Consider the following 24,830-nt stretch of genomic DNA (forward strand, 5'->3'; position numbering starts at 1 on the left):
TCACAACATCAGTGTGCCGTAATTCCTTCCCGGTTCACAAACGGATCCGTGCAGCCCGGGAATGGAATTTCTCACGCAGGGTAGCCTTACCTAACTCTTCCGCAGGAAGGCGAAGGTCAAGCTTGCGCAAAGGATGAGGCCCAGCATCACGCAGGCCATCGGCACGGCGCTGGTGGCGCCCGCGAGACCGACCAGCGGGGCCGCGGCGGCGCCGAGCGCGAACTGCAGCACGCCGAGCAGGGCCGAGGCGCTGCCGGCGATCTGCGCGGGCTGGCTGGCCAGGGCCAGCGCGCCGGTGGCCGGCATGACCAGGCCCTGGCCGAGCATGATGACGAACAGCCCGCCCACGATGCCCCACAGGCCGAGCCCGGTGAGCGCGGCGGTCAGCAGCAGCGAGGCGCCGGTCAGCGCGACGGCGAGCCCGGTGATCACGAGGGTCGCCGGCGGCACCCGTCCCGACAGCCGGCCGCCGAGCTGGGCCATGGCGGTCAGGCCGAAGGCGTTGAGCCCGAAGATGAGCGAGTACTGCTGCGGCGTGGCGCCGTACACCTCCTGGAGCACGAACGGCGAGCCGGAGATGTAGCCGAACATGGCCGCGAACGCCAGGCTCGCGGTCAGCGCGGTGCCCATGAACGTCCGGTCGCGCAGGAGCCTGCCGAACGTGCCGACGGTGTGCTTGAGGCCGCCGCTCTCGCGCTCGGCCGCGGGCAGCGTCTCGCGCACGCCCCCCAGGACGGCCAGCAGCAGCACGATCCCGGCGACGCTGAGCGCCACGAACACGCCGCGCCACGAGGTGAACTCCAGCAGCTGCGCGCCGGCGATGGGCGCCAGGATCGGCGCCAGGCCGCTGACCAGCATGAGCGTGGCGAAGATGCGGGCGATGGCGGCGCCGTCGTACAGGTCGCGGACGACCGCCCGCACGATCACCAGGGCCGCGCCGCCCAGCACGCCCTGCAGCAGGCGGAAGGCGATGAGCATGGGCACCGACGGCGCGAACGCGCACAGCAGCGAGGCGACCATGAAGCCGGCCACGCCCACGATCAGCGGTGTCCTGCGGCCGCGTACGTCGCTGACCGGACCGGCGATCACCTGGCCGATGGACACGCCGATGAGGCAGGCGGTGAGGGTGAGCTGGACCTGCGCCGGCGCGCTGAGCATCTCGGAGGTGATGGCGGGCAGCGCCGGGAGGTACATGTCGATGGACAGGGGCCCGATCGCCGACAAGGCGCCCAGGATCACCAACAGCAGCCCGCGGCTGCTCCTCCTCCGCTCGATCCCGATGGTGGACGTGGACGTGGCTTCGGCCGCCACGGACATGCGTGATCCCCTCTCCCTCGCAGGCCTTTGGCCCACGAGGGCCGAGAGATCAAACCAGGATCCGGTCCTCCGAATTCCCGGTCATCAGATATTTCACGCGATTTCGTGAAGCTGGATGACGGAGAACGCCGCACCCTGGGGATCGGTGAGCATCGAGAACCGGCCGGGCGGCGCCTCCATCGCCCGCACCAGCACGCTCGCGCCGGCTCCCTCGGCCGCGGCCGTCGTGGCTTCGAGGTCGGCGACCGCGAAGTACGTCATCCAGAACGACGGCGTCGCCGCCGGGTAGTCGGAGAACATCTCGACCATGCCCGCGACGGCCCGCTCCCCCATCTGCCACTCGGTGTACTTGACCCCGTCCATCTCCTGCAGCCGAGGCATCCAGCCGAAGACGGCCGGGTAGAAGCTCTCGGCGGCCGACGGGTCGCGCGTGACCAGCTCGTTCCAGCAGAACGAGACGGGCTCGTTGACCAATTGCGCGCCGTGGTGGTTGCCCGCCTGCCAGGCGGCCGCGTACGAGCCGTCAGGGGCCTGGAAGACCGTCATGACGCCTTCGTCGAAGACCGCCATCGGCTCCATGGTGACGGCGCCGCCGGCGTTCCTGACCCGCTCGGCGAGCGCGGCGGCGTCGTCGGTGGCGACGAACATGTTCCAGAACGAGGGCGACCCCGCGCCCATGACCGGCCCCAGCCCCGCGACCTGCCTGCCCTGGTAAAGGAACATCCCGTAGCCACCGGCCTCGGGGTCGTCGATCATGTCGGCCTGCCAGCCGAAGACCTCACTGTAAAACCGGGCGGAAGCTTCGACGTCGGTGCTGGACAGGTCCACCCAGCACGGGACTCCCGGGTCGTACCCACTGCGTTGCGCCATTGCGCCCTCCTGCTACATGGAGCTCGTCGTCAGACTTTCACCTCTGTTGGCGCCTTTCTGGGAAATGGCCGGGTCAAGACATGTCCAAATCCGGCCAACCCCACCTGCGGCTCGAACCGCCTGCCCCAGTCCCTAAACTCGTGGCCATGGAGTCCCCAGCCGTCGAGATCATCGGCCTGGTCAAACGCTACGGCGGCATCACGGCCGTGGACGGCCTCACGCTGCGCGCCGAGCGGGGCGCGGTGACCGCCGTGCTCGGGCCCAACGGCGCGGGCAAGACGTCCACGGTGGAGATCTGCGAGGGGTTCCGCAGGGCCGACGCGGGCACCGTCCGCGTGCTCGGCCTGACGCCCACGCTGGCCGAGCTGCGGCCGCGGGTGGGGGTCATGCTGCAGTCGGGCGGCGTCCCGCCCGCCATGCGCTGCGCCGAGTGGCTGCGCCTGGTCTCGCGCTTCTACGCCCGTCCCCTCGACGCGGGGGCGCTGCTGACGCGGCTGGGGCTGGCCGATCACGTACGCACCCCCTACCGGCGGTTGTCGGGCGGGCAGCAGCAGCGGCTGTCGCTGGCCGCGGCCGTCGTCGGGCGGCCCGAGCTGGTCTTCCTCGACGAGCCGACGGCCGGGCTCGACCCGCAGGCCCGGCACGCCTGCTGGGAGCTGGTGGGCGAGCTGCGCGGGGCGGGCGTGTCGGTGGTGCTGACCACGCACCACATGGACGAGGCGGAGCGGCTGGCGGACCAGGTGGTGATCATCGACAAGGGCCGGGTGGTGGCCGAGGGCAGCCCGGCCTCGCTGACCGGGGCCGAGCGGCAGCTGCGCTTCCGGGCCCGGCCGGGGCTGGCGCTGGAGGAGCTGCTCAACGCGCTCCCCACGGGCAGCGCGGCCAAGGAGTCGCCCGCCGGGCACTACATCATCGAGGGTCAGGTGGGTCCCGAGCTGCTGGCCACGGTGACCGCCTGGTGCGCGGCCGAGGGCGTCACGGCCGACGATCTGCGCATCGAGCGCCGCACGCTGGAGGACGTCTTCCTGGAGCTGACGGGCAGGGAGCTGCGATGACCGGATCGGAGCGCGCGCCCGCCGGGCAGATCGCGCTGGACTTCACGCCCGCGCCCGGGGCGGCGCCGTTCCCGCGGATGGTCCTCGCCCAGGCGGGCGCGGAGATCCGGGCGATGCTGCGCAACGGCGAGCAGCTGCTGCTCACCCTGATCATCCCGGTGCTGCTGCTGACCGGGTTCTCGCTGGCGCCGCTGATCGACATCGGCGGCGGCAGGCGCATCGACTTCCTGGCGCCCGGCGTGCTGGCGCTGGCCGTCATGTCCACGGCCTTCACCGGCCAGGCCATCGCGACCGGCTTCGAGCGCCGCTACGGCGTGCTGAAGCGGCTGGGCGCGACCCCGCTGTCCAGGGCCGGGCTCATGCTCGCCAAGACTTCCGCCGTGGTGGCCGTGGAGGTCATCCAGGCCGTGGTGATCGTCTGCGTCGGCCTGGCGCTGGGCTGGCGGCCGCACGGGTCGTTCCTGAGCGCGGCGCTGCTCATCGTGCTGGGCACGGCGGCGTTCAGCGGGCTGGGGCTGCTCATGGCCGGCACCCTGCGCGCGGAGGCCACCCTGGCCGCCGCCAACCTCGTCTACCTGCTGCTGCTGGGGGCCGGCGGGGTGATCTTCCCGCTGTCGAAGTTCCCCGAGGGCATGCGCCAGGTCCTGGAGCTGCTGCCCATCTCGGCCCTGACCGGCGGCCTGCGCGCGGTCCTCGCCCAGGGCGCCGCGCTGCCCCTCGGCCCGCTGGCCGTGCTGGCCGCGTGGGCGGTGCTGTCGCTGGGGCTGGTCTCGCGTACGTTCCGCTGGGAGTAGTTCGGCTCACCCGGTCCGGGGCAGCTCGCCGTGCAGGGTGCCGTAGCGACGCCTGGTGAGGGCGGCCGCGGCCGTCAGCGGGATCGCGGCGGCGGCCGCCAGGCCGAACAGCAGGGCGTAGCGGCCGTGCTCGGCCAGCGGGCCGGCCGCCCACGACGCCACCGCGCTGCCCACGAAGAGCGCGCAAGCGAAGAAGGCGATCGTCGTCCCCCTGGCCTCGGGCACCACCGACGTGGCCCACGTCTGCAGCGAGGAGTGCAGGAAGGACCAGCCGCCGCCGAGCAGCAGCGCCGTGACCGCCACGGTGGCCATGTCCACGTGCACGGCGACGATCGCGAACCCGGCGCAGAGCTGCGCCCCGCCCACCGTCATCAGCGCGGGAGTGGGCCAGCGCCCCGACAGCCGCCTGACGAGCTTCGTGAACAACCACAGGCCCAGCCCGTACGCGGTGATGGCGAGCCCGGCCACGGCGGCGGCGTACCCCGCGTGCTCCAGGGCGGTGGCCAGGAACGGCATGGCGCCGAGCATGATCGCGCCCTCGACGAACGCGAGCCCGAACACCAGCAGCGCCCAGCCGTGCCCGAGCACCGCGCCCAGGTAGCGGCCGACACCGAACCCCCGGCCGCTTCCCAGGCCGTGCGGGAGGGCGCGGGACGGCTCCGGCAGCGAGCGCAGCGCGAGCGCGCAGACCAGGGCGCAGGCGGCGGGCACGGTGAACGCCACCCGCCAGTCCACCAGGCCCGCGAGCACCCCGCTCAGCCCGGTGGCCAGAGCCGTGCCGAGGGCGGCGGCGCCCATCAGATCGGTCAGCGCGCGTTGCCGGGTCGACGGCTCCACGGTGTCGCCCACGTACGTCAGCCCGGTCGGGATCACCGCGCCGAAGCAGGCGCCCGTCACGATCCTGGCCACCACCAGCGCCCCCAGGACCGGCATCAGCGCCGAGGCCAGCCCCGCCAGCGCCGCGCCGAACAGCGTCCCGCGCATCACCCGCACGCGGCCGAACCGGTCGGACAGCAGCCCCCACAGCGGCTGGGTGAGCCCGTAGGCGAGGTAGTAGCCGCTGGCGGCCGCGACGGCGGCGGACAGCGGGACCTTCAGGTCCACCGCGATCAGCACGAGCATGGGGCTCACGGCGAAGCGGTCGAAGCTGCTGACGAACGAGGCCGCGGACAGGGCCAGCGGCGGCCGGGCGAGACTCGTGGGGGACTTCATACGATCAATGATCCAAGAGCCATCCAGAACACCCTATGTCGGGTCATGTCGCAGGCCACGAGTACGCTCTGACCGTCATCCCCTGAAGCCCGTGAGGAGTCCTGTGACCGCGTTCGCCCTCGACGATCCCTTCGATCGCGGTTCCGGCCTGCCCAGGCCGGGAAACCTGCTGCGCACGGCCGCCGACTCGATCCCGCCGTCCGGGCTCGTGCTGCTGGCCATCGTCTCGGTGCAGTTGGGCGCCGGGTTCGCGAAGGAGCTGTTCGCGGCGCTGCCGCCGAGCGCGGTGGTGTTCCTGCGGATCACGGCCGGGGCGCTGATCATGGGGGCGCTCGTCCGGCCCCGGCTGAAGGGCCTGTCCTGGCGCGACTGGGCGGTGGGGATCGGGTTCGGGGTGACGCTCGCCCTCATGAACCTGACGTTCTACGAGGCTTTGTCGCGGCTGCCGATGGGGATCGCGGTGGCCATCGAGTTCCTGGGGCCGCTGGGGGTGGCCGTGGCGGCCTCGCGGCGCAGGATCGACCTGGTGTGGATCGGCCTGGCGGGCGCGGGCGTGGTGCTGCTCGCGCCATGGGGGCAGTCGGCGTCGGTGAGCTGGCTCGGCATCGGGTTCGCGATGCTGGCGGCCGTCGGCTGGGCCGGGTACATCCTGCTGTCGGCGGCGGCCGGGCAGCGATTCCCCGGGACGAGCGGGCTGTCGTTCGCGATGATCGTCTCAGCCCTGGTGGTCGCCCCCGTCGGCATCGCGACGGGCGGGGCGGAGCTCCTGCAGCCGGAGTTGCTGCTGATCGGGCTCGGTGTGGGCCTGCTGTCGTCGGTGATCCCGTACTCGCTCGAACTCCAGGCGCTGCGGCGGATGCCCAAGCACGTGTTCGGCATCCTCATGAGCCTGGAGCCGGCCGTGGCGGCGCTGATCGGCGTGATGCTGCTGAACGAGGTCCTGCACCCGCAGCAGTGGGCGGCGATCGTCTGCATCGTGGCCGCCAGCCTGGGCTCGACCCGGCGGCGCAAGGTCTGACGCGGGAGCTGTGGCGGGCCGCCGCGCGCCCGTGGGATGGGGTCTCGGGCGCGCGGCGGAGGGCTCGGCTTTGGTGGGCGGGGTAGGCCGAGCCCATGGAAGGTCAGCGGAGTGCGGGTGTCCGCGTGACCAGGCATGCGCCACCCACCGGAATCGGTGGTGGCCGGTCCGCTTGGGACCTGGACGACGGGGCCGCCGGCGGACGCTTGGGGCGTCGCTCTTTCGACCCGAGATGAGAGTACCGCCATCCCGGTCCGCGCGATCCCCGAATGTCAGAACTTAGTGGGCGAAAAACGGACGAGTCCACCCACCAGCGGCTTCTCAGTGCTCGGCCCAGATCCCCCGCACGTGGCCGATGTGCTCCTTCATGAGGTGTTCGACGGCCTGGCGGTCGCCGCTCTTGAGCGCGTCGAGCAGCGCCAGGTGCTCCCTGGCCGACTCGCCCAGCACGTCGCGCTCCCGGAGCTGGGACAGGCCGTAGAGCCTGGCCCTGTTGCGCAGGTCGCGCACCACCTCGACCAGGTGGGCGTTGCCCGCCAGGGTCAGCAGCTCGACGTGGAAGCGCAGGTCGGCGTCCACGTACGCGAGCAGGTCACCGCGTTCGGCGGCCGAGACGATCTCCTCGGCGACGGGCCTGAGCCGCTCGAGCTCCGCCTCCCGCGCGCCGCCGGCCAGCCGGGCGACGGTGGGCACCTCGATCAGCTGGCGGATCTCCGTGAGCTCGTCGAGGTCGCGGTCGGACAGCTCGGTCACCCGGAAGCCCTTGTTGCGCACCGCCTCGACCAGGCCCTCCTTGGCGAGGTCGAGCATGGCCTCGCGCACCGGCGTGGCCGAGACGCCGAACTGGGCGGCCAGCACCGGCGCGGAGTAGACCACTCCCGGCCGCATCTCGCCGGTGATCAGCGCGGCACGCAGCGCGTGCGCGACCTGCTCGCGCAGGCTCTGCCGCTCCCCCACCATCGGCAGGTCGAGCCGGTCCTCGGCAGCCATCCGCATCCCTTTCTACTTCCACGCCTCGTACGCGGCGGCCGCGACCACGAGGTCCTCCCAGGCCATGCCCGTGCTCTTGAACACGCGCGGCCCCGTGCCGGCGACCACCCGCCCCGCGACGAGGTCGGCGAGGTTGCCCGCGAGATGACCAGCGGTGATCGTGCCCTCGCGGATCGGGATGAGCAGATCGCCCGCCTCCTCCAGGGCGGCCGCCCTGGCCTCGACGACCACGGTGGCGCGGGCGATGAGGTCGCCGTCGAGCTCGCGGGCGCCGGGCTCGTGCGACCCGACCGCGACGACGGTGCCGCCGTCGCGGGCGAGCTTACCCGGGAACAGCGGTTCTCTCGCTGTCGTGCAGCACACGACGACGTCGGCCCCGGCCAGTGCCTCCGCCGCCTCGGACCGCCGCAGCGCGCGGGCGGTCAGGCCGAGCGCGCGGCAGCGGCCGGCGAGCGCCTCCGCGCGGTCCTGGTCGCGCCCGACCACGGTCACGTCCTCGACGGGCCGCACCTCCCGCAGCGCGAGCACGTGCCCCCACGCCTGCGGGCCGCTCCCGAACACCACCAGCCGCCGGGCGTCCCCGTCCGCCAGGTGGCTGACGGCGAGCGCCGAGACGGCGGGGGTGCGCAGGGAGGTGAGCGCGATCCCGTCCAGGGCCGCGAGCGGGGTCAGGGTGTCGCCGTCGAACAGCAGGTACGTCCCCTGGATCCGGGGCAGCTCGCGATCGGGGTTGCCGGGCGCGATGGTGACGGCCTTCACCCCCGCGTACCGTCCGGCCGCGGCGGGCATGAGCAGGAGCTGCCCGGCCGGCAGGTCCACGATCGGCCGCTGCGGCGTGGCCTCGGGGTCGAGGCCGGCGCGCAGGGCGTCCTCCAGGATCCGTACGGCGCGCCCCATCGGCACCAGCCGCTCCACCGTGGCGGCGTCGAGATATGGCAGTCCGGTCATCGCAGCGTGAACCCCACACCCATCGGATCGTCGGAATCGAGCTCGAAGACGTGCCGCCCGGTCCGGTAGGCCATGCCTTCGATCTCCGGGACGACCCCCTCGTCGCGCACCTCGGCCACCCGCGCCAGGAAGGTGCTCCCGACGACGCCGTCGTGGATCAGGGGCGCGCGCAGCCCCGAGTCGTGCAGCAGCGCCATCCGCGCCGCCGTGCCCGACCCGCAGGGCGAGCGGTCCACCTCCCCGTCGGCGAACACCGTCACGTTCCGCTGGTGCGCCGCCCCGTCCCGGTCCGGCAGCTCGTCGTAGAAGATCACGCCGTAGACGCCGGACAGCCGGTCGTCGGACGGGTGCCGGGCGGCCGGATGGTCCGCCAGGTCGGCCTTGATGCGGCGGGCGTGGCCGATGAGCGCCGTCAGGTTCGCGGGCTCCACGGACAGGCCCACCGCCGCGGCGGGCAGCGACGCGTAGATCGCGCCGCCGTACGAGACGTCGACCTTGGTCCTGGCGGCGGCCACGTCCCGCGCCACCACGAACGACGGCACGCTGACGAACGTCACCCCGGTCACCTTGCCCCCGGAGCAGCGCACCCGCGCCGTGACGCGCCCCGACGGCACGTCGACGACCACGTCGGTCTCCCCGTCGGGGTCGGCGGCCACCAGCCCCTCGTGCACGGCGTAGGCGCCGAGCGCGATGGTGCCGTGGCCGCAGGCGGTGGAGAACCCGTCCTTGTGCCAGAACAGCGCCCCGAACGCGGCTCCCGGGTCGTCCGGCGGGACGAGGAAGCAGCCGTACATGTCGGCGTGGCCGCGCGGCTCCTGGCACAGCAGCCGCCGCACGTCGTCGAACCGGGGGTCGGCGACGGCGGTGGAGCGGCGCGAGAGCACGTCCGCCCCGGGGACCTCGGGCACGCCGCCGGTCACGATCCGGAACGGCTCCCCGCCCGTGTGGTAGTCGGTCGTCGTGATCGTGGTCCCGGCCAGGCCGGAACCACGTTCGTCACGCTCGCTCACAGCTCGAACCCGGCGGGGAACGGGTCGCGCGGGTCCAGGAAGTATTGGGCGGTGCCGGTGACCCAGGCGCGGCCGGTGATCGAGGGCACGACCGCCGGCCCGCCGCCCACGGTGGTCTCCTCCAGCAGCCGCCCGATGAACCGGGTCCCGATGAACGACTCGTTCACGAAGTCCCGGCCGAGCGGCAGCTCCCCCCTGGCGTGCAGCTGCGCCATCCGCGCGCTGGTGCCGGTGCCGCACGGCGAGCGGTCGAACCAGCCCGGGTGGATGGCCATCGCGTGCCGCGAGTGGTGGGCGTCCGAGCCGGGGGCGGCGAAGTAGACGTGGTGACAGCCGCGGATGCGGTCGTCCTCGCGGTGCACGGGCTCGTCGGCCGCGTTGATCGCCTCCATGGTGGCCAGGCCGGCGGCGATGATCTCGTTCTTGGCCCTGCGGTCGAAGGGCAGGCCGTAGGAGTCGAGGTCGACGACGGCGTAGAAGTTGCCGCCGTACGCGAGGTCGTACGGGATCTCCCCGAACCCGGGCACCTTCACGACGGCGTCCAGCCGGTCGCTGTAGGAGGGCACGTTGCGCAGCGTCACCGCCATGGCCTGGCCGTCCTCGACGGCCACGTCCACCTCGACGAGCCCGGCGGGCACCTCCAGGCGCACGGTGGTGACCGGCTCCACGACCTCGACCATGCCCGTCTCGACGAGCACGGTGGCCACGCCGATGGTGCCGTGCCCGCACATCGGCAGCAGCCCCGACACCTCGATGAACAGCACGCCGTAGTCCGCGTCCGGCCGGGTGGGCGGCTGCAGGATGGCGCCGCTCATCGCGGAGTGGCCGCGCGGCTCGGTCATCAGCAGGGTGCGGATGTGGTCGAGGTTGTCACGGAAGTAGACGCGCCGCTCGGCCATGCTCGCGCCCGGGATCACGCCTATCCCGCCGGTGATGACGCGCGTGGGCATGCCCTCGGTGTGGGAGTCGACGGCGTGGAAAACGCGTTTTGTCCTCATCGCAGCCCTTCTGCCAGTGCCTTCTCGGTCGCCGCTCGCACGATAGCGGCCTGCTCGTCCGTCAGCGGCTGCCTGGGCTGCCTGCACGGCCCGCCGTAGCGGCCCGCGAGGTCCATGGACAGCTTGATGGCCTGGACGAACTCCGTCTTGGAGTCCCAGCGCAGCAGGGGGTGCAGGGTCCGGTAAAGAGGCAGCGCGGTCTCCAGGTCGCCGGCGACGGCGGCGCGGTAGAGCGCGGCGTTGGAGACGGGCAGCGCGTTGGGGTAGCCGGCGATCCAGCCGACGGCCCCGGCCACGGCGAGCTCGAGCAGCACGTCGTCGGAGCCGATCAGCAGGTCCAGCTCGGGGGCCAGCTCGGCCAGCTCGTACGCGCGCCGCACGTCCCCGCTGAACTCCTTGATCGCCACGATCAGCCCCTCCTCGTGCAGCTTGGCCAGCAGCGCGGGAGTCAGGTCCACCTTGGTGTCGTACGGGTTGTTGTAGGCCACGACGGGCAGGCCCACCTTGGCGACCTCGCGGTAGTGCTCGATGACGGCCCGTTCGTCGGCGCGGTAGGAGTTGGGCGGCAGCAGGAGCAGCGAACCGCAGCCGGCCTCGGCCGCCTGCTCGGCCCACCGGCGCGACTCCGCGGCGCCGTACGCGCCCACTCCGGCCATCACCCGGCGCCCGCCCACGGCCTGGACGGCGGTCTCGACCACCTTGGCCCGCTCCTCCGCGGTGAGCGTCTGGTACTCGCCCAGCGAACCGTTGACCGCGACGCCGTCACAGTCGTTCTCGACCAGCCAGCGGCAGTGGTCGGCGTAGCCGTCGTAGTCGACGGAGAGGTCGTCGCGCAGCGGCAGCGCGGTGGCCACCATGATGCCGTGCCAGGCTTTGGTGCGGTTGTCCATGGGAAAGTCCTCCATGTCAGGGTCAGTGGGCGGGGGGAACGTCGGGAAGATCGGAATCGTCGGGAAGCTCGGCGAGGGCGCCGAGGGTGACGGGCTGGGCGATGGGGCGGCGGGGCGGCCGCTGCGGCTCCCCGGCCAGGCAGGAGACGGCGTAGCCGCAGATGCGGCCCTGGCACCAGCCCATGCCGGGCCTGGCCAGCAGCTTGATCGAGCGCGCGTCGGTGGCGCCGAGGTCCTGCGCCTCGCGTACGCGGGCCAGCGGCACCTCCTCGCAGCGGCACACCAGCGTGTCGTCGCGCAGCCAGCCCTGCCAGCCGGGTTTGACGGGGTACGCCCGCTGCAGCGCCTCCCCGAAGGCCCGCCCGCGCTCCCGGCGCCGCAGCAGCAGCCCCGAATCGGCACCTGAGGCCGACCGGGGGGAGCGCGCGTCGGCCACCACGGCGCGGCCGGCGATGCGGCCCTCCGTCTCGGACAGGAGCCAGCCGCCCACGCCCGTGGGCTCCCCGGCGGCCCAGACCCCGGGGACGGAGGTGCGCTGGGCGGCGTCCACGTCGAGCACGGGGCTGCCGTCCACGTCGTTCCGGGTGGCGCAGCCGAGCTGGGTGGCCAGTTCGATCTGCGGCACGAACCCGTACCCGACGGCCACCGTGTCGCACGCGACGACGCGGGTGGAGAGAACGTTCCACTCCTGGTCGAGGCGGGCCACGGTGACGGCCTCCACCTCGCGCTCCCCGTGCGCCGCGACGACCGCCTGGCGCGTCCGGTACGGCACGCGGTGCCTGGCCAGGCTCGCGGCGTACCCGGCGGCCTCCCCGGCCTTGCCCAGGGCCAGCAGCGGATGCCTGGCCAGCCCGAGCCCGCCGTTCGCCTCCAGCACCCCGAGCACCCGAGCACCCGCCGCGGCCAGCCCGGTGGCCACGGGCAGCAGGAACGGGCCGGTGCCGGAGACGACGATCCGCCTGCCCGCCACGACGCCGTTGCCCTTGAGCAGCGCCTGCGCGCCGCCGGCGGTCAGGACGCCGGGCAGGTCCCACCCGGGGAACGGCAGCGGCCGGTCGTGCGCGCCGGTCGCGATCAGCAGCCGCCGCGCCCGCAGGACGACCTGCCGCTCCGTGGAGTCCGCGCCACGGGTGACGCAGTGCACGACCAGGTCCCCGTCGGGCTCGCGGGTGACGCTCCACACCTGGTGCCGCGGCAGCACCTCGGCGCGGGCGTCCAGGGCCCGCGCCTGCCGCAGGAACCGGTCCAGGCCGGGCGCGGGCTTGGGGTCGGCGGCGTGGCGGAAGTACTGGCCGCCGAGCCGTACGGACGAGTCCAGGAGCGCCACCCGCAGTCCGGCCAGCGCCGCCGTGAGCGCGCCGGCCACCCCCGCGGGCCCGCCGCCGATCACCACCAGGTCGTACGTCATGACGTCGTCACCTCGTCACCGGGCGCGGCCTCCACCAGGCAGGCCCGCTCAGGGGCCCGCCCGTTGACCGAGATCAGGCAGTCGAAGCAGACCCCGATCCCGCAGAACAGCCCGCGGGGCCGCCCGCCGAAGCGGGTGCTGCGCCACGACCGCACCCCGGCCGCGTGCAGCGCCGCCCCGATCGTCTGCCCGGGCACGACGGGTACCGGACGCCCGTCGATCGTGATGTGGAACGTCAAGAGGACTCCTCCGCGAAGCGATCCGGCCGGAAGGGCCGCAGGTCCAGGTCGGCCGGGGAGCCGGTGAGCACCTGCGCGAGCAGGTGACCGGTCGCCGGGGCGAGCCCGATGCCCGCCCCCTCGTGCCCGCAGGCGTGATAGAGCCCGGGAACCCGCGGGTCGGCGCCGATGACGGGCAGGTGGTCGGGGCAGTACGGCCGGAACCCGCAGTACGACCTGATGGCCCGCACCTCGCGCAGCGCGGGGAACAGCGCCACGGCCTGCTCGGCCAGGCGGGCGAGCACCGGCACCGACGTCGTCCGGTCGAACCCGACCCTTTCCCTGCTGGCCCCGATGAGCACGGTGCCCGCGGGCGTGCCCTCCACGACCGCCGACGTCTCCAGGGCCTCCGAGTCGCTGGCCACGTTCGTGACGTAGGCGGCGGTGTAGACCTTGTGCCTGATCAGCGGCTCCGGCAGCGGCTCGGTGACGAGGATGAACCCGCGCCTGGGCAGGATCGGCAGATCGACCCCCGCCAGCGCGGCCACCTCGCCGCCCCAGGTGCCCGCCGCGTTGATCACCGCGTCGCCGAGCACGTCACCCTGGGAGGTGCGCACACCCGCGATCCGGTCGCCTTTCCGCACGAACCCGGTCACCGCCGCCCCGAGGCGCAGCCGCAGCGTCCCGTGGCCGAAGCTCTCCGCGCCGTGCCTGAGCAGGCGCGCGGCGGCCAGCATGGGCTGCACCTGGGCGTCCTCGGGGTAGTACACCCCGCCGGCCAGGCCCTCGGCCAGGTGCGGCTCGTAGTCGCGCAGGGACTCGCCGGGCACCAGGGTGTGCTCCACGTCCTGCTTGGCGGCCAGCTCGGCGAGCTGCCGCCGAACCTCGCCGGTCTCGGCGACCACCAGGCCGCCCTTGGGCTCGAACTCGAAGCCGCCGAGGTCCGCCAGCGAGCGCCAGAGCCGGTTGGACAGCAGGGCCAGCTCCAGCTCGGGGCCCGGCTCCTTGTCGGACACCAGCACGTTGCCCTCGCCGGAGCCGGTCGTGCCGCCCGCCACGGGGCCACGGTCGACCACGGTCACGTCGAGACCGGCGCGCGCGGCGTAGTAGGCGCATGCGGCGCCCACGACTCCGGCGCCGACCACGATGACGTCGGACATCCATCACCTCCCAGGTCTGTAATATGTCACATACCTCGCTCTCTTGAGAAGGCCTTTTCCACCGGACGACGACACCGCCGCCCGCGCCGCACCTCCTGACCACGCCGCTACCCACCGACGGCATATCACCACCTCACCGCACCCGGCCGAGCTCCCTTCGCGGAGGGATGCCTCACGGGCCCCGCCGCACTTCGCCCGGCCGCGCTTCGGGTGAGGCCCGTGGGAGGAGGGTGGCCGGTCGCGCCGCGGGGTCGTGCGTGGTGGGGGCGGGTGACCGGTGGGGGGACCGGGTGGGTGGGCCCGTACCATCGATGGCGTGAAGCTACCCACGGACCACCCCAACCGCCACGTGCGCCGCCTGTTCTCCTTCTGGGCGCCCACGACGCAGTCGATGCGGGCCTGGGCGATGGCGTCCGTGGTGGTCAACGCGGGCATCGCGGTGACGGGCGCGGGCGTGCGCGTCACCGGTTCCGGGCTGGGCTGCCCGACCTGGCCCAAGTGCACGCCGGACAGCTTCATCCCGGTCGCGCACCCCGAGGTGTCGATGCTCAACATGCTCGTCGAGTTCGGCAACCGGCTGCTGACGTTCCTGGTGCTGGCGGTGGGTGTGGCGTGCGTGCTGTCGGCGTTCCGGCTGGCGCCGCGCAGGCGCTCGCTGATGACGCTGGCGCTGCTGCAGCCGGCGGGCGTCCTGGCCCAGGCGCTGTGGGGCGGCCTGGTGGTCAGCACGATGCTCAACCCGTTCACGGTGGGCATGCACTTCCTCATCTCCATCGGCCTGATCGCCGCCTGCTGGATGCTGTACGCCCGCGCGGGCGAGGGCGACGGGCCGGCGCGGCGGGTGACCCACCGCGACATCCGCAGGCTCGGCTACGCGCTGCTCGCGGCCGTGTTCGCGCTGCTGGTGGTCGGGGTCGGGGTGAGCGGCACGGGCCCGCACTCGGGCGACGAGATGGCCTCCCGCTTCGACCTCGACATCGAGGCGGTGGCCCGGCTGCACGCCGACGTCGCGTACATCGTGGTGGGGCTGACGTTCGCGGTGCTGTTCGCCCTGCACGTGAGCAAGGCGCCGCGGCCCGCCCGGCGGGCGGCGCTGGCGCTGCTGGCCGTGGAGCTGGGTCAGGGCGTGATCGGCTACACGCAGTACTTCCTGGCCGTGCCCGCCGCGCTGGTGCTGCTGCACGTGCTCGGCTCCACGCTGGTCTGGATCGCCGCGCTCAGGGTGGTCACCTCCCTGCGCACCCGCTCCCCGCAGAGCGCCCCCGCCGACCACTCCCCCGCCGAAGCCGCCGGAGCGCCCGCCGCCGTCTGAGTGGATATGCCAGGGTATGAGGGGATCGGTCCGCCACTCCCCCACCCTCTGGAGGGTGAGATTTGTTACTGAAAGTCCGCCCCACTCGGAAGGCCCTGCGGCGCGCGTACCAGGGTCTGGTGCTGGTCAGCGTGCTCTCCCTGGCGCCCATGACGTGGGCCTGGCTCGGCAGCTCGGCGCACCGGGTGACGGCCGTGGGCGACGCCTGGCTCGGGCGGGTGCCGGTGGCGCAGGCCGCGCTGGTGCTGGGCGCGGGCCTGTACGGCACGCAACCCACGCCGATGCTGGCCCACCGGCTCGACATCGCCGCCGAGCTCTACCGGGCCGGCAAGGTACGGGCCCTGCTGCTGTCGGGCGACAACAGCCGCAAGGAGTACGACGAGCCGACGGCCATGCGCGACTACCTGCTCCGCAGGGGCGTGCCGGAGCGGGTGATGGTGCTGGACTACGCGGGGTTCGACACGTGGGACTCGTGCGTGCGGGCGCGCAAGGTGTTCGGGGCGCGGCAGGTGACGGTCGTGACGCAGGAGTTCCACCTGCCCAGGGCCGTGACGCTGTGCCGGACGGCCGGGCTCGAGGCGTTCGGGGTGGGTGACGACTCGGCCAGGGAGTTCGCCGCGCCCACGTACGCCTACGCCACCCGCGAGCTGCTCGCCACCGCCAAGGCGTTCGCCGACGCGATGGTGCTCCACTCCGACCCGGTGTATCCGGGCCCGCGCGAGGTCTCCCTGACGAACGTCCTGGCTCAGCCCGGCGCGCCGGGCGCGTAGCCGGGCGGCGGGGTGCCCCGCGCGGCCGACCTGGCGTGCGCCGTCGGCACCGGGAAGTCCGCCCGGGCCGTGCTCATGCACTCCAGCAGCGCCCGCTGCTCCTCGTGGAAGCCCTGCTCGTCGACCATGTGGCGGGCCGCCCGCTCGTGCAGCAGGCCCAGCTCGGTGGCGGCCAGCTGGTAGTCGCGCATGGCGCGCAGCCCGGGCTTGCCGCCGTGGGCCTTGGCCCACTGCCTGGCCTGGCGCCGCCGGGGGAACGTCGACAGCATGTAGATGTCGGCCTGGGTGACCAGCTTGGTCGGCTCGTACGGCGGCAGGTAGCGCTGGATGAGGGCCACGATGCGCCGCCGGTCCTTGAACACCACGCCGATGAGCACGATCAGCACGGCCAGCAGCGCCAGGTAGGCCACCACGAGCCCGGGGAAGCCGCCGTAGGAGGCCAGGCCGTTCCACAGGCCGTGCAGGATCATCGCGCCCGACCAGCCCGCCAGGATGTAGAAGACCCGCTCGGGGCCTTCGCGCCGGGCGGCGTAGGCGACGGCGACGCCGATCATGGAGCTGAACAGCGGGTGGGCCAGCGGCGACAGGATGCCGCGCAGCACCACGGTGACCGCCAGCCCCTTGACGCCGGAGTTGGACAGCGCGGCGAGGTAGTAGCTGACGTTCTCGCTCATCGCGAAGCCGAGCCCGACCATGCTGGCGTAGATGATGCCGTCGGTGGGGCCGTCGAGCTCGGCCCTGCGGAACCTGAGCAGCCCGAGCAGCACCAGCCCCTTCATCGTCTCCTCCACCACGGGCGCGCCGAAGGTGGCCGCGACGTTGCGGGCGCCGGCCTCCGACAGCTTGGCGGTGTCGATGATGTAGTGCAGGTTGAGGTAGTTGATCAGGCCGGCGACCAGCACCGCGACGCCCGCGCCCCAGGCGAAGGCGAAGATCAGGTTGCTGCGCGGCTCCGGCTCCATCCGGTCGAGCGCCAGCACGGCCGCCAGCAGCAGCGGCACCGGCGCGAGCGCCAGCGCCAGCGCGATGAAGAACTGCACCGGAGCGCCGTTGAGCACGTCGAAGGAGAACGAGACCAGAGCGCATACGCCGGTGAGGACGAGCCCGATGATCAACGCGAACGACGGGCGGTCCTTCAACACCCAGCGTGGATCACGGGTCGCCATACGGTGACTTTAACGGATCAGAGGGCCGGGGTCCGTGCCGGTCAAGACAGCCTCACCGTCCGGACACGCGGCCGCATGACCGTCAGGCCAGCAGCGGGTCGATGGCCACGGCCAGGAACAGCAGCGCCAGGTAGGCGTTGGACCAGTGGAAGAAGCGCATGGGGCGCAGGTCGACGCCGGTCTTGCCGGCGTTGAGCCGGGCCAGCAGGCGGTGGACCTCCCACAGGCACATGGCGCCGAGGACGGCGGCCACGATCGGGTAGAACAGCGTGGTGCCGGCCACCGGCCACAGCGCCAGCGAGCACAGCACGGTCGCCCACGTGTAGGCGATCGACTCCAGGATCACGCGCCGCTCGGTGGCCACGACGGGCAGCATGGGCACCTTGGCCGCCGCGTAGTCCTCCTTGTAGCGCATGGCCAGCGTCCAGGTGTGCGGCGGCGTCCAGAAGAACACCACCCCGAACAGCACCAGCGGCGCCCAGTCGAGCCGCTCGGTGATGCCGGCCCAGCCGATCATCACCGGCATGCACCCCGCGATGCCGCCCCACACGATGTTCTGGGCCGTGCGGCGCTTCAGGATCATCGAGTAGACGAGCACGTAGAACAGGATCGCCCCGGTGGACAGCATGGCGGCCAGCCAGTTGGTGGTCACCCAGAGGCCCACCAGGGACAGCACGCCGAGCACGATGCCGAAGACCAGCGCGCCCCGCGGCGACACCTGGTGCCTGGCCAGCGGCCTGCGGCGGGTGCGGCGCATCTTCTGGTCGATGTCGCGATCCACATAGCAGTTGAGCGCGTTGGCACTGCCCGCCGATAGGGTGCCGAACACCATGACCGAGATCGACGTCCACAGCGGCGGCAGGCCGCCCGCCGCCAGGAACATCACCGGCAGCGTCGTGATCAGCAGCAGCTCGATGATCCGCGGCTTGGTGAGCGCGATGTAGGCCTTGACGATCATGCCGATCGAGCGCGGCCCCTCCACCTGCGGAGATCGGGCCGTCGCCTGCCTGTTGGTCAGCACCGTCAAGGCGCTTCCAGCCTGTGCGGAGTCAACGCGTAACCTCTGATTAGAGCGGATCCATGGGTGGGCGCCGTGACGCCCCTGCGAACAAACAAACTGTAGTCGCAGGGGCGGCCGGTCCGGCCAATGGGGGGCTTGCGCCGCACATGGACACGTGCGGGTGGGATGGGAATCGTTCGCCAGCTCCACTCAGTTAGGGTCCCGTGTGGGCGGGATAGCCAATCAATGACTACTAGATTCCGGAGATCGAGCACTTGAGCACCGAACTCGTGCCAGCCCTCGAATGGACCGACCTGGACAAGCAGGCGGTCGACGTCGTTCGAGCCCTGGCGATGGACGCAGTGGAGAAGGCGGGCTCGGGTCACCCCGGCACCGCCATGAGCCTGGCTCCCGCCGCATACCTGCTGTTCCAGCGTGTGATGCGTCACGACCCGACCGATCCCAAGTGGGCCGGGCGCGACCGTTTCGTGCTGTCGTGCGGCCACTCGAGCCTGACGCTCTACATCCAGCTCTACCTGTCCGGCTACGGCCTCACGCTCGACGACCTGCGCCGGCTGCGCCAGTGGGACAGCCTGACGCCCGGTCACCCCGAGTACGGCCACACGGCGGGCGTCGAGACCACGACGGGCCCGCTCGGCCAGGGCCTGGGCAACGCGGTCGGCATGGCGATGGCGGCCCGCCGCGAGCGCGGCCTGTTCGACCCCGACACCGAGGCCGGCGGCTCGCCGTTCGACCACCACATCTGGTGCGTGGTCAGCGACGGCGACATCGAGGAGGGCATCAGCCACGAGGCCAGCTCCATCGCCGGCCACCAGAAGCTGGGCAACCTCATCGTCGTGTGGGACGACAACCAGATCTCCATCGAGGACGACACGCTGATCGCCAAGTCCGAGGACGTGGTCAAGCGTTACGAGGCCTACGGCTGGCACACCCAGAGCGTCGACTGGACCGAGACCGGCGAGTACGCCGAGGACGTCCAGGCGCTCTACGACGCGCTGCAGGCGGCCAAGGCGGAGACCGACCGGCCGTCGTTCATCCGGCTGCGCACGATCATCGGCTGGCCGGCCCCCAACAAGAAGAACACCGGCAAGATCCACGGCTCGGCCCTGGGCGAGGCGGAGGTCGCCGCCACCAAGGAAGTCCTCGGCATGGACCCGGCCAAGACGTTCGACGTCCCGGCCGCGGTGCTGGAGCACGCCCGCGGCGTCGCCCAGCGCGGCCGCGCCGAGCACGCCGAGTGGGAGAAGGGCTACGCCGAGTGGCGGCTGGCCAACCCCGAGCGCGCCGAGGAGTTCGACCGCATCTCCCAGCGCGAGCTGCCCAACGGCTGGGCCAGGGCGCTGCCGTCGTTCGAGACGGGCGCGTCGATCTCGACCCGCAAGGCCTCCGGAGACGTGCTCAGCGCGCTGGCGCCGGTGCTGCCGGAGCTGTGGGGCGGCTCGGCCGACCTGGCGGAGTCGAACAACACCACGATGAAGGGTGAGCCGTCCTTCATCCCCGAGGAGTTCCAGACCAAGGAGTTCCCCGGCAACCGCTACGGCCGCACGCTGCACTTCGGCATCCGCGAGCACGCCATGGGCGCCATCCTCAACGGCATCGCCCTGCACGGCGGCACCCGCCCGTACGGCGGCACCTTCCTGGTCTTCTCCGACTACATGCGCCCCTCGGTGCGCCTGGCCGCGCTGATGAAGCTGCCGGTCACGTACGTGTGGACGCACGACTCCATCGGCCTCGGCGAGGACGGCCCCACCCACCAGCCGATCGAGCACCTGTGGTCGCTGCGCGCGATCCCCGGCCTCGACGTGGTGCGCCCGGCCGACGCCAACGAGACGGCGTACGCCTGGAAGGCCGTGCTCAAGCACACCGACCGGCCCGCCGCCCTGGCTCTGACCAGGCAGAACCTGCCGGTCGTCGAGGGCACCAGCGCCGAGGGCGTCGCCCGCGGCGGTTACATCCTGCGCGAGGCCTCCGACGGCCAGCCCAAGGTCATCCTCATCGCCACCGGCAGCGAGGTGGAGATCGCACTGGCGGGCCGCGAACTGCTGGAGGGCAAGGGCATCCCGACGCGGGTCGTGTCGATGCCGTGTGTCGAATGGTTCAAGGGGCAGGACATCGCATATAGGCAGACGGTTCTGCCTTCGTCGAACCGGGCTCGCGTCGCGATCGAGGCCGGCATCGCGCTCGGCTGGCACGAGTTCGTCGGCGAATGCGGCGAAGTGGTCGGTCTCGAACACTTCGGTGCCTCCGCCCCGTACAAGACTTTGTACGAGCTGTTCGGGCTGACGGCGGAGCGCGTGGCGGCGGCGGCACATGCGAGCCTGGCCAAGCTTGGTCAGGAAAAGGGCGAGACGACGGGAAACTGAAGAAGAGATGAGCGAGATCCTCAAGAACCTGTCCGGCCAGGGCGTTGCCATCTGGCTCGACGACATCAGCCGTGAGCGACTGCGCACGGGCAACCTGGAGCAGCTGATCCGCGAGAAGAACGTCGTCGGGGTGACCTCCAACCCGACGATCTTCGCCAACGCGCTCAGCAAGGGCGACGCCTACGCCTCCCAGCTCCACGACCTCGCCGTACGCGGCGTGGACGTGGGCGAGGCCGTGCGCGCCATCACCACCTACGACATCCGCTGGGCCGCCGACGTGCTGCGCCCCGTCTTCGACGCCACGGGCGGCGTGGACGGCCGCGTGTCGCTGGAGGTGGACCCGCGCCTGGCCCGCGAGACCGAGAAGACGGTCGCCGAGGCCCGGGCGCTGTGGTGGATGGTCGACAGGCCCAACCTGTTGATCAAGATCCCGGCCACGGTCGAGGGTCTGCCCGCGATCACGCAGGCGCTCTCGGAGGGCATCAGCGTCAACGTCACGCTGATCTTCTCCCTCGAGCGCTACCGCGCGGTCATGGACGCCTGGCTGGCCGGCCTCGAGGCGGCGCAGGCCAAGGGCCTCAACCTCGCCACGATCGAGTCGGTGGCCTCGTTCTTCGTCAGCCGCGTCGACACCGAGATCGACAAGCGGCTCGACAAGGTGGGCAAGCCGGAGCTGAAGGGCAAGGCGGGCATCGCCAACGCGCGCCTGGCCTACGCGGCGTACGAGGACGTGATGAACTCCGAGCGCTGGCAGCGCCTGCGCTCGGCGGGCGCCCGTCCGCAGCGGCCGCTGTGGGCCTCGACCGGCGTCAAGAACCCCGACTACTCCGACACCATGTACGTCGACCAGCTCGTCGCCCCCGGCACCGTCAACACGATGCCGGAGAAGACGCTCGACGCCACGGCCGACCACGCCAACGTCACCGGCGACACGGTGCGGCCCTTCTACGAGCAGGCCTGGAACACCATGGCCGCGCTCAAGGAGGCCGGCATCGACTACGACGACGTGGTGAAGGTGCTGGAGGAAGAGGGCGTCGAGAAGTTCGAGGCGTCCTGGAACGAGCTGCTCGAGAGCGTCACCAAGAACCTGGTTCCGTGATGGAGGTGCTCTACCGCGAGGAGGGGGTGGCCTCGGCCGCTTCCTCCGTCGCGGGGCGCCTCGTCGCCGACGGCGTGCCCGCGCGGCTCGCCGCCGGCGACCCCACGCTGTGGGGTGAGGACGCCGAGCGGGAGGCGGCGGTCAGGCTCGGCTGGCTGACCCTGCCCCGCTACTCTCGCGAGCTGCTGCCCGTGCTGGGCGGGCTCGTCGAGCGGGCCCGCGCCGCGGGCCTGACCAACGTGGTGCTGGCCGGGATGGGCGGCTCCTCGCTGGCGGCGGAGGTCATCTGCGCGACCGCCGACGTGCCGCTCACCGTGCTGGACACGACCGACCCGGGGCAGGTGCGGCGCGCGCTGAGCGAGCAGCTCGACGCCACGGTGGTGGTCGTGGCCGGCAAGAGCGGCTCGACCGTGGAGACCGACTCCCTGCTGCGGATCTACGAGCGGCTGTTCACCGACGCGGGCCTGGCCCCCTCCGGCCGCGTCGTGGTCGTCACCGACCCGGGCTCGCCGCTGGAGAAGCGGGCCGTGGAGGCCGGTTACGAGCTGGTGCTCGCCCAGCCGGACGTCGGCGGCCGTTTCTCGGCGCTGTCGGCGTTCGGGCTGGTGCCCAGCGCGCTGGCGGGCGCCGACGTGGCCCGGCTGCTGGACGAGGCCGGGGAGGTGCTGCCGCTGCTGTCGCGCGACACCGGCAACCCCGGGCTCGACCTGGGTGCCGCGCTCGGCGGCGCGGCGCTGGCCGGGCGCGACAAGCTGCTGCTGGCGGACCAGCTCTCGGCCATCACCGGGCTGCCCGACTGGATCGAGCAGCTCGTGGCCGAGTCCACCGGCAAGCAGGGCAGGGGGCTGCTGCCCGTCGTGGGCGCCGACCCCAACGAGAGCGGCGACGAGCTGGTCGTCGCCATCGAGACCGACGTCGGGGACGTGCGCGTGGACGGGCCGCTGGGCGCGCAGTTCCTGGTCTGGGAGTACGCCACCGCCCTCGCGGGGCTGCTCCTGGAGATCAACCCGTTCGACCAGCCGAACGTGGCCGAGTCGAAGGCGAACACCGCGGCGCTGCTGGCCCTGCCCGACCTGCCGACCGGCGCGCCGTCGTTCGTGGACGGGCCCGTCGAGGTGTACGGCGCGGCCACGGCCCGGGACCTGCCCGGGCTGTTCGCCGAGTTGCTGAACGCGATACCGGCGGACGGCTATCTGTCGATCATGGCCTTTCTCGACCGGATGGCGGCCTTCGACGCCCCGGTGCCCGACGGGGCCGACTTCGAGCAGATGACCGACGCCTGGATGATGGCCGACCCGGCGACGCTGCGGGCGCTGCTCGCGCTGCGCACGAACCGGCCGGTGACGTTCGGGTGGGGCCCGCGCCTGCTGCACTCGACGGGGCAATACCACAAGGGCGGGCCGCAGAACGGGGTGTTCCTGCAGATCACCGGGGCGGTGGCCGAGGACGTGACGGTCCCCGGCCGGCCGTACACGCTGGGGCGGCTCCAGCTGGCCCAGGCGCTCGGCGACCTGGGAGCGCTCGAGACCCGCGGACGGCCCGCCGTACGACTGCATTTGACCGATCGCGCGGCGGGTGTCGCGCGTTTGCTCGCAGCAGCACAGGAGGCTTGACATGACTGACCAGGCAGCACCCGTGGAGGAGGCCGTCGCGGCCGCCGTCGCGGGCACCGCCACCACCGAGGAGGTGGCCGCCGCCAACCCGCTGCGCGATCCGCGTGACAAGCGGCTGCCGCGGGTTGCGGGACCGTGCGTGATGGTGTTGTTCGGCGTGACAGGTGACCTGGCCAAACGCAAGCTGTTGCCGGCGATTTACGACCTGGGCAACCGGGGGCTGCTGCCGCCCGGCTTCTCGCTGGTCGGCTTCGCCCGGCGGGATTGGAAAGACCAGGATTTCGCCCAGTTGACGCACGACGCCGTCAAGGCGCACGCCAGGACGCCCTTCCGCGAGGAGGTCTGGAAGCAGATCCGCGAGGGCATCCACTTCGTGCCCGGTGAGTTCTCCGACGACGGGGCGTTCGACGCGCTGGCCATGGCGCTGGCGGAGATCGACGAGACCCGGGGCACGGGCGGAAACTACGCGTTCTACCTGTCGGTGCCGCCGAAGTTCTTCCCCGTGGTGGTGGAGCAGCTCAAGCGGACCGGGCTGGCCGACGCGCCCGACGGGTCGTGGCGCCGCGTGGTCATCGAGAAGCCGTTCGGGCACGACCTCAAGTCGGCCCACGAGCTGAACGAGATCACCAACTCGGCCTTCCCGGAGAGCTCGATCTTCCGGATCGACCACTACCTGGGCAAGGAGACCGTCCAGAACATCATGGCGCTGCGGTTCGCCAACAACCTCTACGAGCCCATCTGGAACCGCGGCTTCGTCGACCACGTGCAGATCACCATGGCCGAGGACATCGGCATCGGCGGGCGCGCGGGCTACTACGACGGCATCGGCGCGGCCCGCGACGTGATCCAGAACCACCTGCTCCAGCTCCTCGCGCTGGTCGCCATGGAGGACCCGACCTCGTTCGATGCCTCGGCGCTGCGGCGGGAGAAGGAGAAGGTGCTCAAGGCCGTGCGGCTGCCGGCCAACCTGGCGCTGAACACGGCGCGGGGCCAGTACTCCGCCGGCTGGCAGGGCGGCGAGAAGGTGGTCGGCTACCTGCAGGAGGAGGGCATCTCGCCCGAGTCCACGACCGAGACGTACGCGGCCGTCAAGCTGGAGATCGCCAACCGCCGCTGGGCGGGCGTGCCGTTCTACCTGCGCACCGGCAAGCGGCTGGGCCGCCGGGTGACGGAGGTGGCCGTGGTGTTCCAGCGGGCGCCGCACCTGCCGTTCAGCAAGGACGACACCGAGATCCTGGGCCAGAACGCGCTGGTGGTGCGGGTCCAGCCGGACGAGGGCATCACCGTGCGGTTCGGCTCGAAGGTGCCGGGGACCGCCATGGAGGTCCGGGACGTGTCCATGGACTTCGCCTATGGCGAGTCGTTCCTGGAGTCGTCTCCGGAGGCGTACGAGCGGCTGCTGCTCGACGTGATGATCGGCGACCCGCCGCTCTTCCCGCACCAGCGGGAGGTCGAGCTGTCGTGGACGATCCTCGACCCGATCGAGGAGTTCTGGGCCACGCAGGGCCAGCCCGAGCCCTACGAGTCCGGTTCGTGGGGGCCGCCGTCGGCCGACGCGATGATGGCCCGCGACGGCCGCGTGTGGAGGAGACTCTAAA

At 72.2% G+C, this 24,830-nt stretch carries 22 protein-coding genes; 9 read left to right on the forward strand and 13 right to left on the reverse strand.

Annotation, left to right across the window (positions count from 1 at the left end; all coding sequences use genetic code 11):
* Positions 1-90 precede the first annotated feature (90 nt).
* A complete protein-coding gene (locus AB0L65_RS46690) occupies positions 91-1,317 on the reverse strand; it encodes a multidrug effflux MFS transporter (protein WP_364260208.1) in 1,227 nt (408 codons plus the stop codon).
* Between the two features lie 93 nt (positions 1,318-1,410).
* Positions 1,411-2,187 (reverse strand): VOC family protein, encoded by a 777-nt coding sequence (locus AB0L65_RS46695; protein ID WP_364260211.1) that lies wholly within the window; start codon positions 2,185-2,187, stop codon positions 1,411-1,413.
* A 146-nt stretch (positions 2,188-2,333) separates the two neighbouring features.
* Between AB0L65_RS46695 and AB0L65_RS46700 the strand changes: the two genes are divergently transcribed.
* Together AB0L65_RS46700 and AB0L65_RS46705 are read left to right on the forward strand one after the other, a co-directional pair.
* Complete coding sequence (locus AB0L65_RS46700; RefSeq protein WP_357742335.1) at positions 2,334-3,242, forward strand: ABC transporter ATP-binding protein; 909 nt, start codon at positions 2,334-2,336, stop codon at positions 3,240-3,242.
* Positions 3,239-4,036, forward strand: a complete 798-nt coding sequence (locus AB0L65_RS46705; RefSeq protein ID WP_364260214.1) for an ABC transporter permease — start codon at positions 3,239-3,241, stop codon at positions 4,034-4,036. The genes AB0L65_RS46700 and AB0L65_RS46705 overlap by 4 nt, the downstream gene beginning before the upstream one ends.
* Positions 4,037-4,042: 6 nt before the next feature.
* Here AB0L65_RS46705 and AB0L65_RS46710 read toward each other — a convergent pair whose 3' ends face one another.
* Positions 4,043-5,248, reverse strand: a complete 1,206-nt coding sequence (locus AB0L65_RS46710; RefSeq protein WP_364260217.1) for an MFS transporter — start codon at positions 5,246-5,248, stop codon at positions 4,043-4,045.
* 103 nt (positions 5,249-5,351) lie between these two features.
* Here AB0L65_RS46710 and AB0L65_RS46715 point away from each other — a divergent pair, with 103 nt between their 5' ends.
* Complete coding sequence (locus AB0L65_RS46715) at positions 5,352-6,266, forward strand: EamA family transporter (protein ID WP_364260220.1); 915 nt, start codon at positions 5,352-5,354, stop codon at positions 6,264-6,266.
* A gap of 321 nt (positions 6,267-6,587) precedes the next feature.
* Here AB0L65_RS46715 and AB0L65_RS46720 read toward each other — a convergent pair whose 3' ends face one another.
* Genes AB0L65_RS46720 through AB0L65_RS46755 form a run of 8 tightly spaced genes read right to left on the reverse strand, consistent with a single transcriptional unit; the run spans position 6,588 to position 13,888 of the window.
* Entirely contained in the window at positions 6,588-7,256 is a 669-nt protein-coding gene (locus AB0L65_RS46720) for a GntR family transcriptional regulator (RefSeq protein ID WP_350740024.1), read from the reverse strand.
* 12 nt (positions 7,257-7,268) lie between these two features.
* Complete coding sequence (locus AB0L65_RS46725; RefSeq protein ID WP_364260223.1) at positions 7,269-8,204, reverse strand: ornithine cyclodeaminase family protein; 936 nt, start codon at positions 8,202-8,204, stop codon at positions 7,269-7,271.
* Positions 8,201-9,214 (reverse strand): proline racemase family protein, encoded by a 1,014-nt coding sequence (locus AB0L65_RS46730; protein ID WP_364260225.1) that lies wholly within the window; start codon positions 9,212-9,214, stop codon positions 8,201-8,203. Before AB0L65_RS46730 ends, AB0L65_RS46725 begins: the two co-directional genes overlap by 4 nt.
* Entirely contained in the window at positions 9,211-10,212 is a 1,002-nt protein-coding gene (locus tag AB0L65_RS46735) for a proline racemase family protein (RefSeq protein WP_364260228.1), read from the reverse strand. Before AB0L65_RS46735 ends, AB0L65_RS46730 begins: the two co-directional genes overlap by 4 nt.
* Positions 10,209-11,102 carry a dihydrodipicolinate synthase family protein gene (locus AB0L65_RS46740; RefSeq protein WP_364260231.1) on the reverse strand — a complete coding sequence of 298 codons (894 nt, stop codon included), beginning with the start codon at positions 11,100-11,102 and terminating at the stop codon, positions 10,209-10,211. Before AB0L65_RS46740 ends, AB0L65_RS46735 begins: the two co-directional genes overlap by 4 nt.
* A 22-nt stretch (positions 11,103-11,124) precedes the next feature.
* Positions 11,125-12,510, reverse strand: a complete 1,386-nt coding sequence (locus AB0L65_RS46745) for an NAD(P)/FAD-dependent oxidoreductase (protein ID WP_364260234.1) — start codon at positions 12,508-12,510, stop codon at positions 11,125-11,127.
* The gene (locus AB0L65_RS46750) at positions 12,507-12,749 is read right to left on the reverse strand and encodes a (2Fe-2S)-binding protein (protein WP_185076981.1); all 243 of its coding nucleotides are present in this window, start codon (positions 12,747-12,749) and stop codon (positions 12,507-12,509) included. Before AB0L65_RS46750 ends, AB0L65_RS46745 begins: the two co-directional genes overlap by 4 nt.
* Positions 12,746-13,888, reverse strand: coding sequence for an FAD-dependent oxidoreductase (locus AB0L65_RS46755; protein WP_364260237.1), 1,143 nt, complete (start codon positions 13,886-13,888; stop codon positions 12,746-12,748). The genes AB0L65_RS46750 and AB0L65_RS46755 overlap by 4 nt, the downstream gene beginning before the upstream one ends.
* Before the next feature lie 316 nt (positions 13,889-14,204).
* Between AB0L65_RS46755 and AB0L65_RS46760 the strand changes: the two genes are divergently transcribed.
* On the forward strand, positions 14,205-15,200 hold the full coding sequence (locus tag AB0L65_RS46760) for a COX15/CtaA family protein (protein ID WP_364260240.1): 996 nt from the start codon (positions 14,205-14,207) through the stop codon (positions 15,198-15,200).
* A gap of 62 nt (positions 15,201-15,262) precedes the next feature.
* On the forward strand, positions 15,263-15,970 hold the full coding sequence (locus AB0L65_RS46765) for an ElyC/SanA/YdcF family protein (RefSeq protein ID WP_364260243.1): 708 nt from the start codon (positions 15,263-15,265) through the stop codon (positions 15,968-15,970).
* Here the strand turns inward: AB0L65_RS46765 and AB0L65_RS46770 are convergent.
* Positions 15,946-17,136 (reverse strand): PrsW family intramembrane metalloprotease, encoded by a 1,191-nt coding sequence (locus AB0L65_RS46770; protein ID WP_364260245.1) that lies wholly within the window; start codon positions 17,134-17,136, stop codon positions 15,946-15,948. The two genes, AB0L65_RS46765 and AB0L65_RS46770, sit on opposite strands and share 25 nt — an antisense overlap.
* Positions 17,137-17,218: 82 nt before the next feature.
* On the reverse strand, positions 17,219-18,163 hold the full coding sequence (locus tag AB0L65_RS46775; RefSeq protein ID WP_350739996.1) for a heme o synthase: 945 nt from the start codon (positions 18,161-18,163) through the stop codon (positions 17,219-17,221).
* Between the two features lie 248 nt (positions 18,164-18,411).
* Between AB0L65_RS46775 and tkt the strand changes: the two genes are divergently transcribed.
* Genes tkt through zwf form a run of 4 tightly spaced genes read left to right on the forward strand, consistent with a single transcriptional unit; the run spans position 18,412 to position 24,829 of the window.
* On the forward strand, positions 18,412-20,520 hold the full coding sequence (tkt, locus tag AB0L65_RS46780; RefSeq protein WP_364260248.1) for a transketolase: 2,109 nt from the start codon (positions 18,412-18,414) through the stop codon (positions 20,518-20,520).
* A gap of 7 nt (positions 20,521-20,527) precedes the next feature.
* Positions 20,528-21,619: a transaldolase gene (gene tal / locus AB0L65_RS46785; RefSeq protein ID WP_364260251.1), complete on the forward strand. Its 1,092-nt coding sequence runs from the start codon at positions 20,528-20,530 to the stop codon at positions 21,617-21,619.
* Positions 21,619-23,232 (forward strand): glucose-6-phosphate isomerase, encoded by a 1,614-nt coding sequence (locus AB0L65_RS46790; protein ID WP_364260328.1) that lies wholly within the window; start codon positions 21,619-21,621, stop codon positions 23,230-23,232. Before tal ends, AB0L65_RS46790 begins: the two co-directional genes overlap by 1 nt.
* Position 23,233: 1 nt before the next feature.
* Positions 23,234-24,829 (forward strand): glucose-6-phosphate dehydrogenase, encoded by a 1,596-nt coding sequence (zwf, locus tag AB0L65_RS46795; protein WP_364260254.1) that lies wholly within the window; start codon positions 23,234-23,236, stop codon positions 24,827-24,829.
* Position 24,830: the final 1 nt, after the last annotated feature.

The organism is Nonomuraea sp. NPDC052116 (genome assembly GCF_040680035.1).
GTDB lineage: Bacteria > Actinomycetota > Actinomycetes > Streptosporangiales > Streptosporangiaceae > Nonomuraea > Nonomuraea angiospora_A.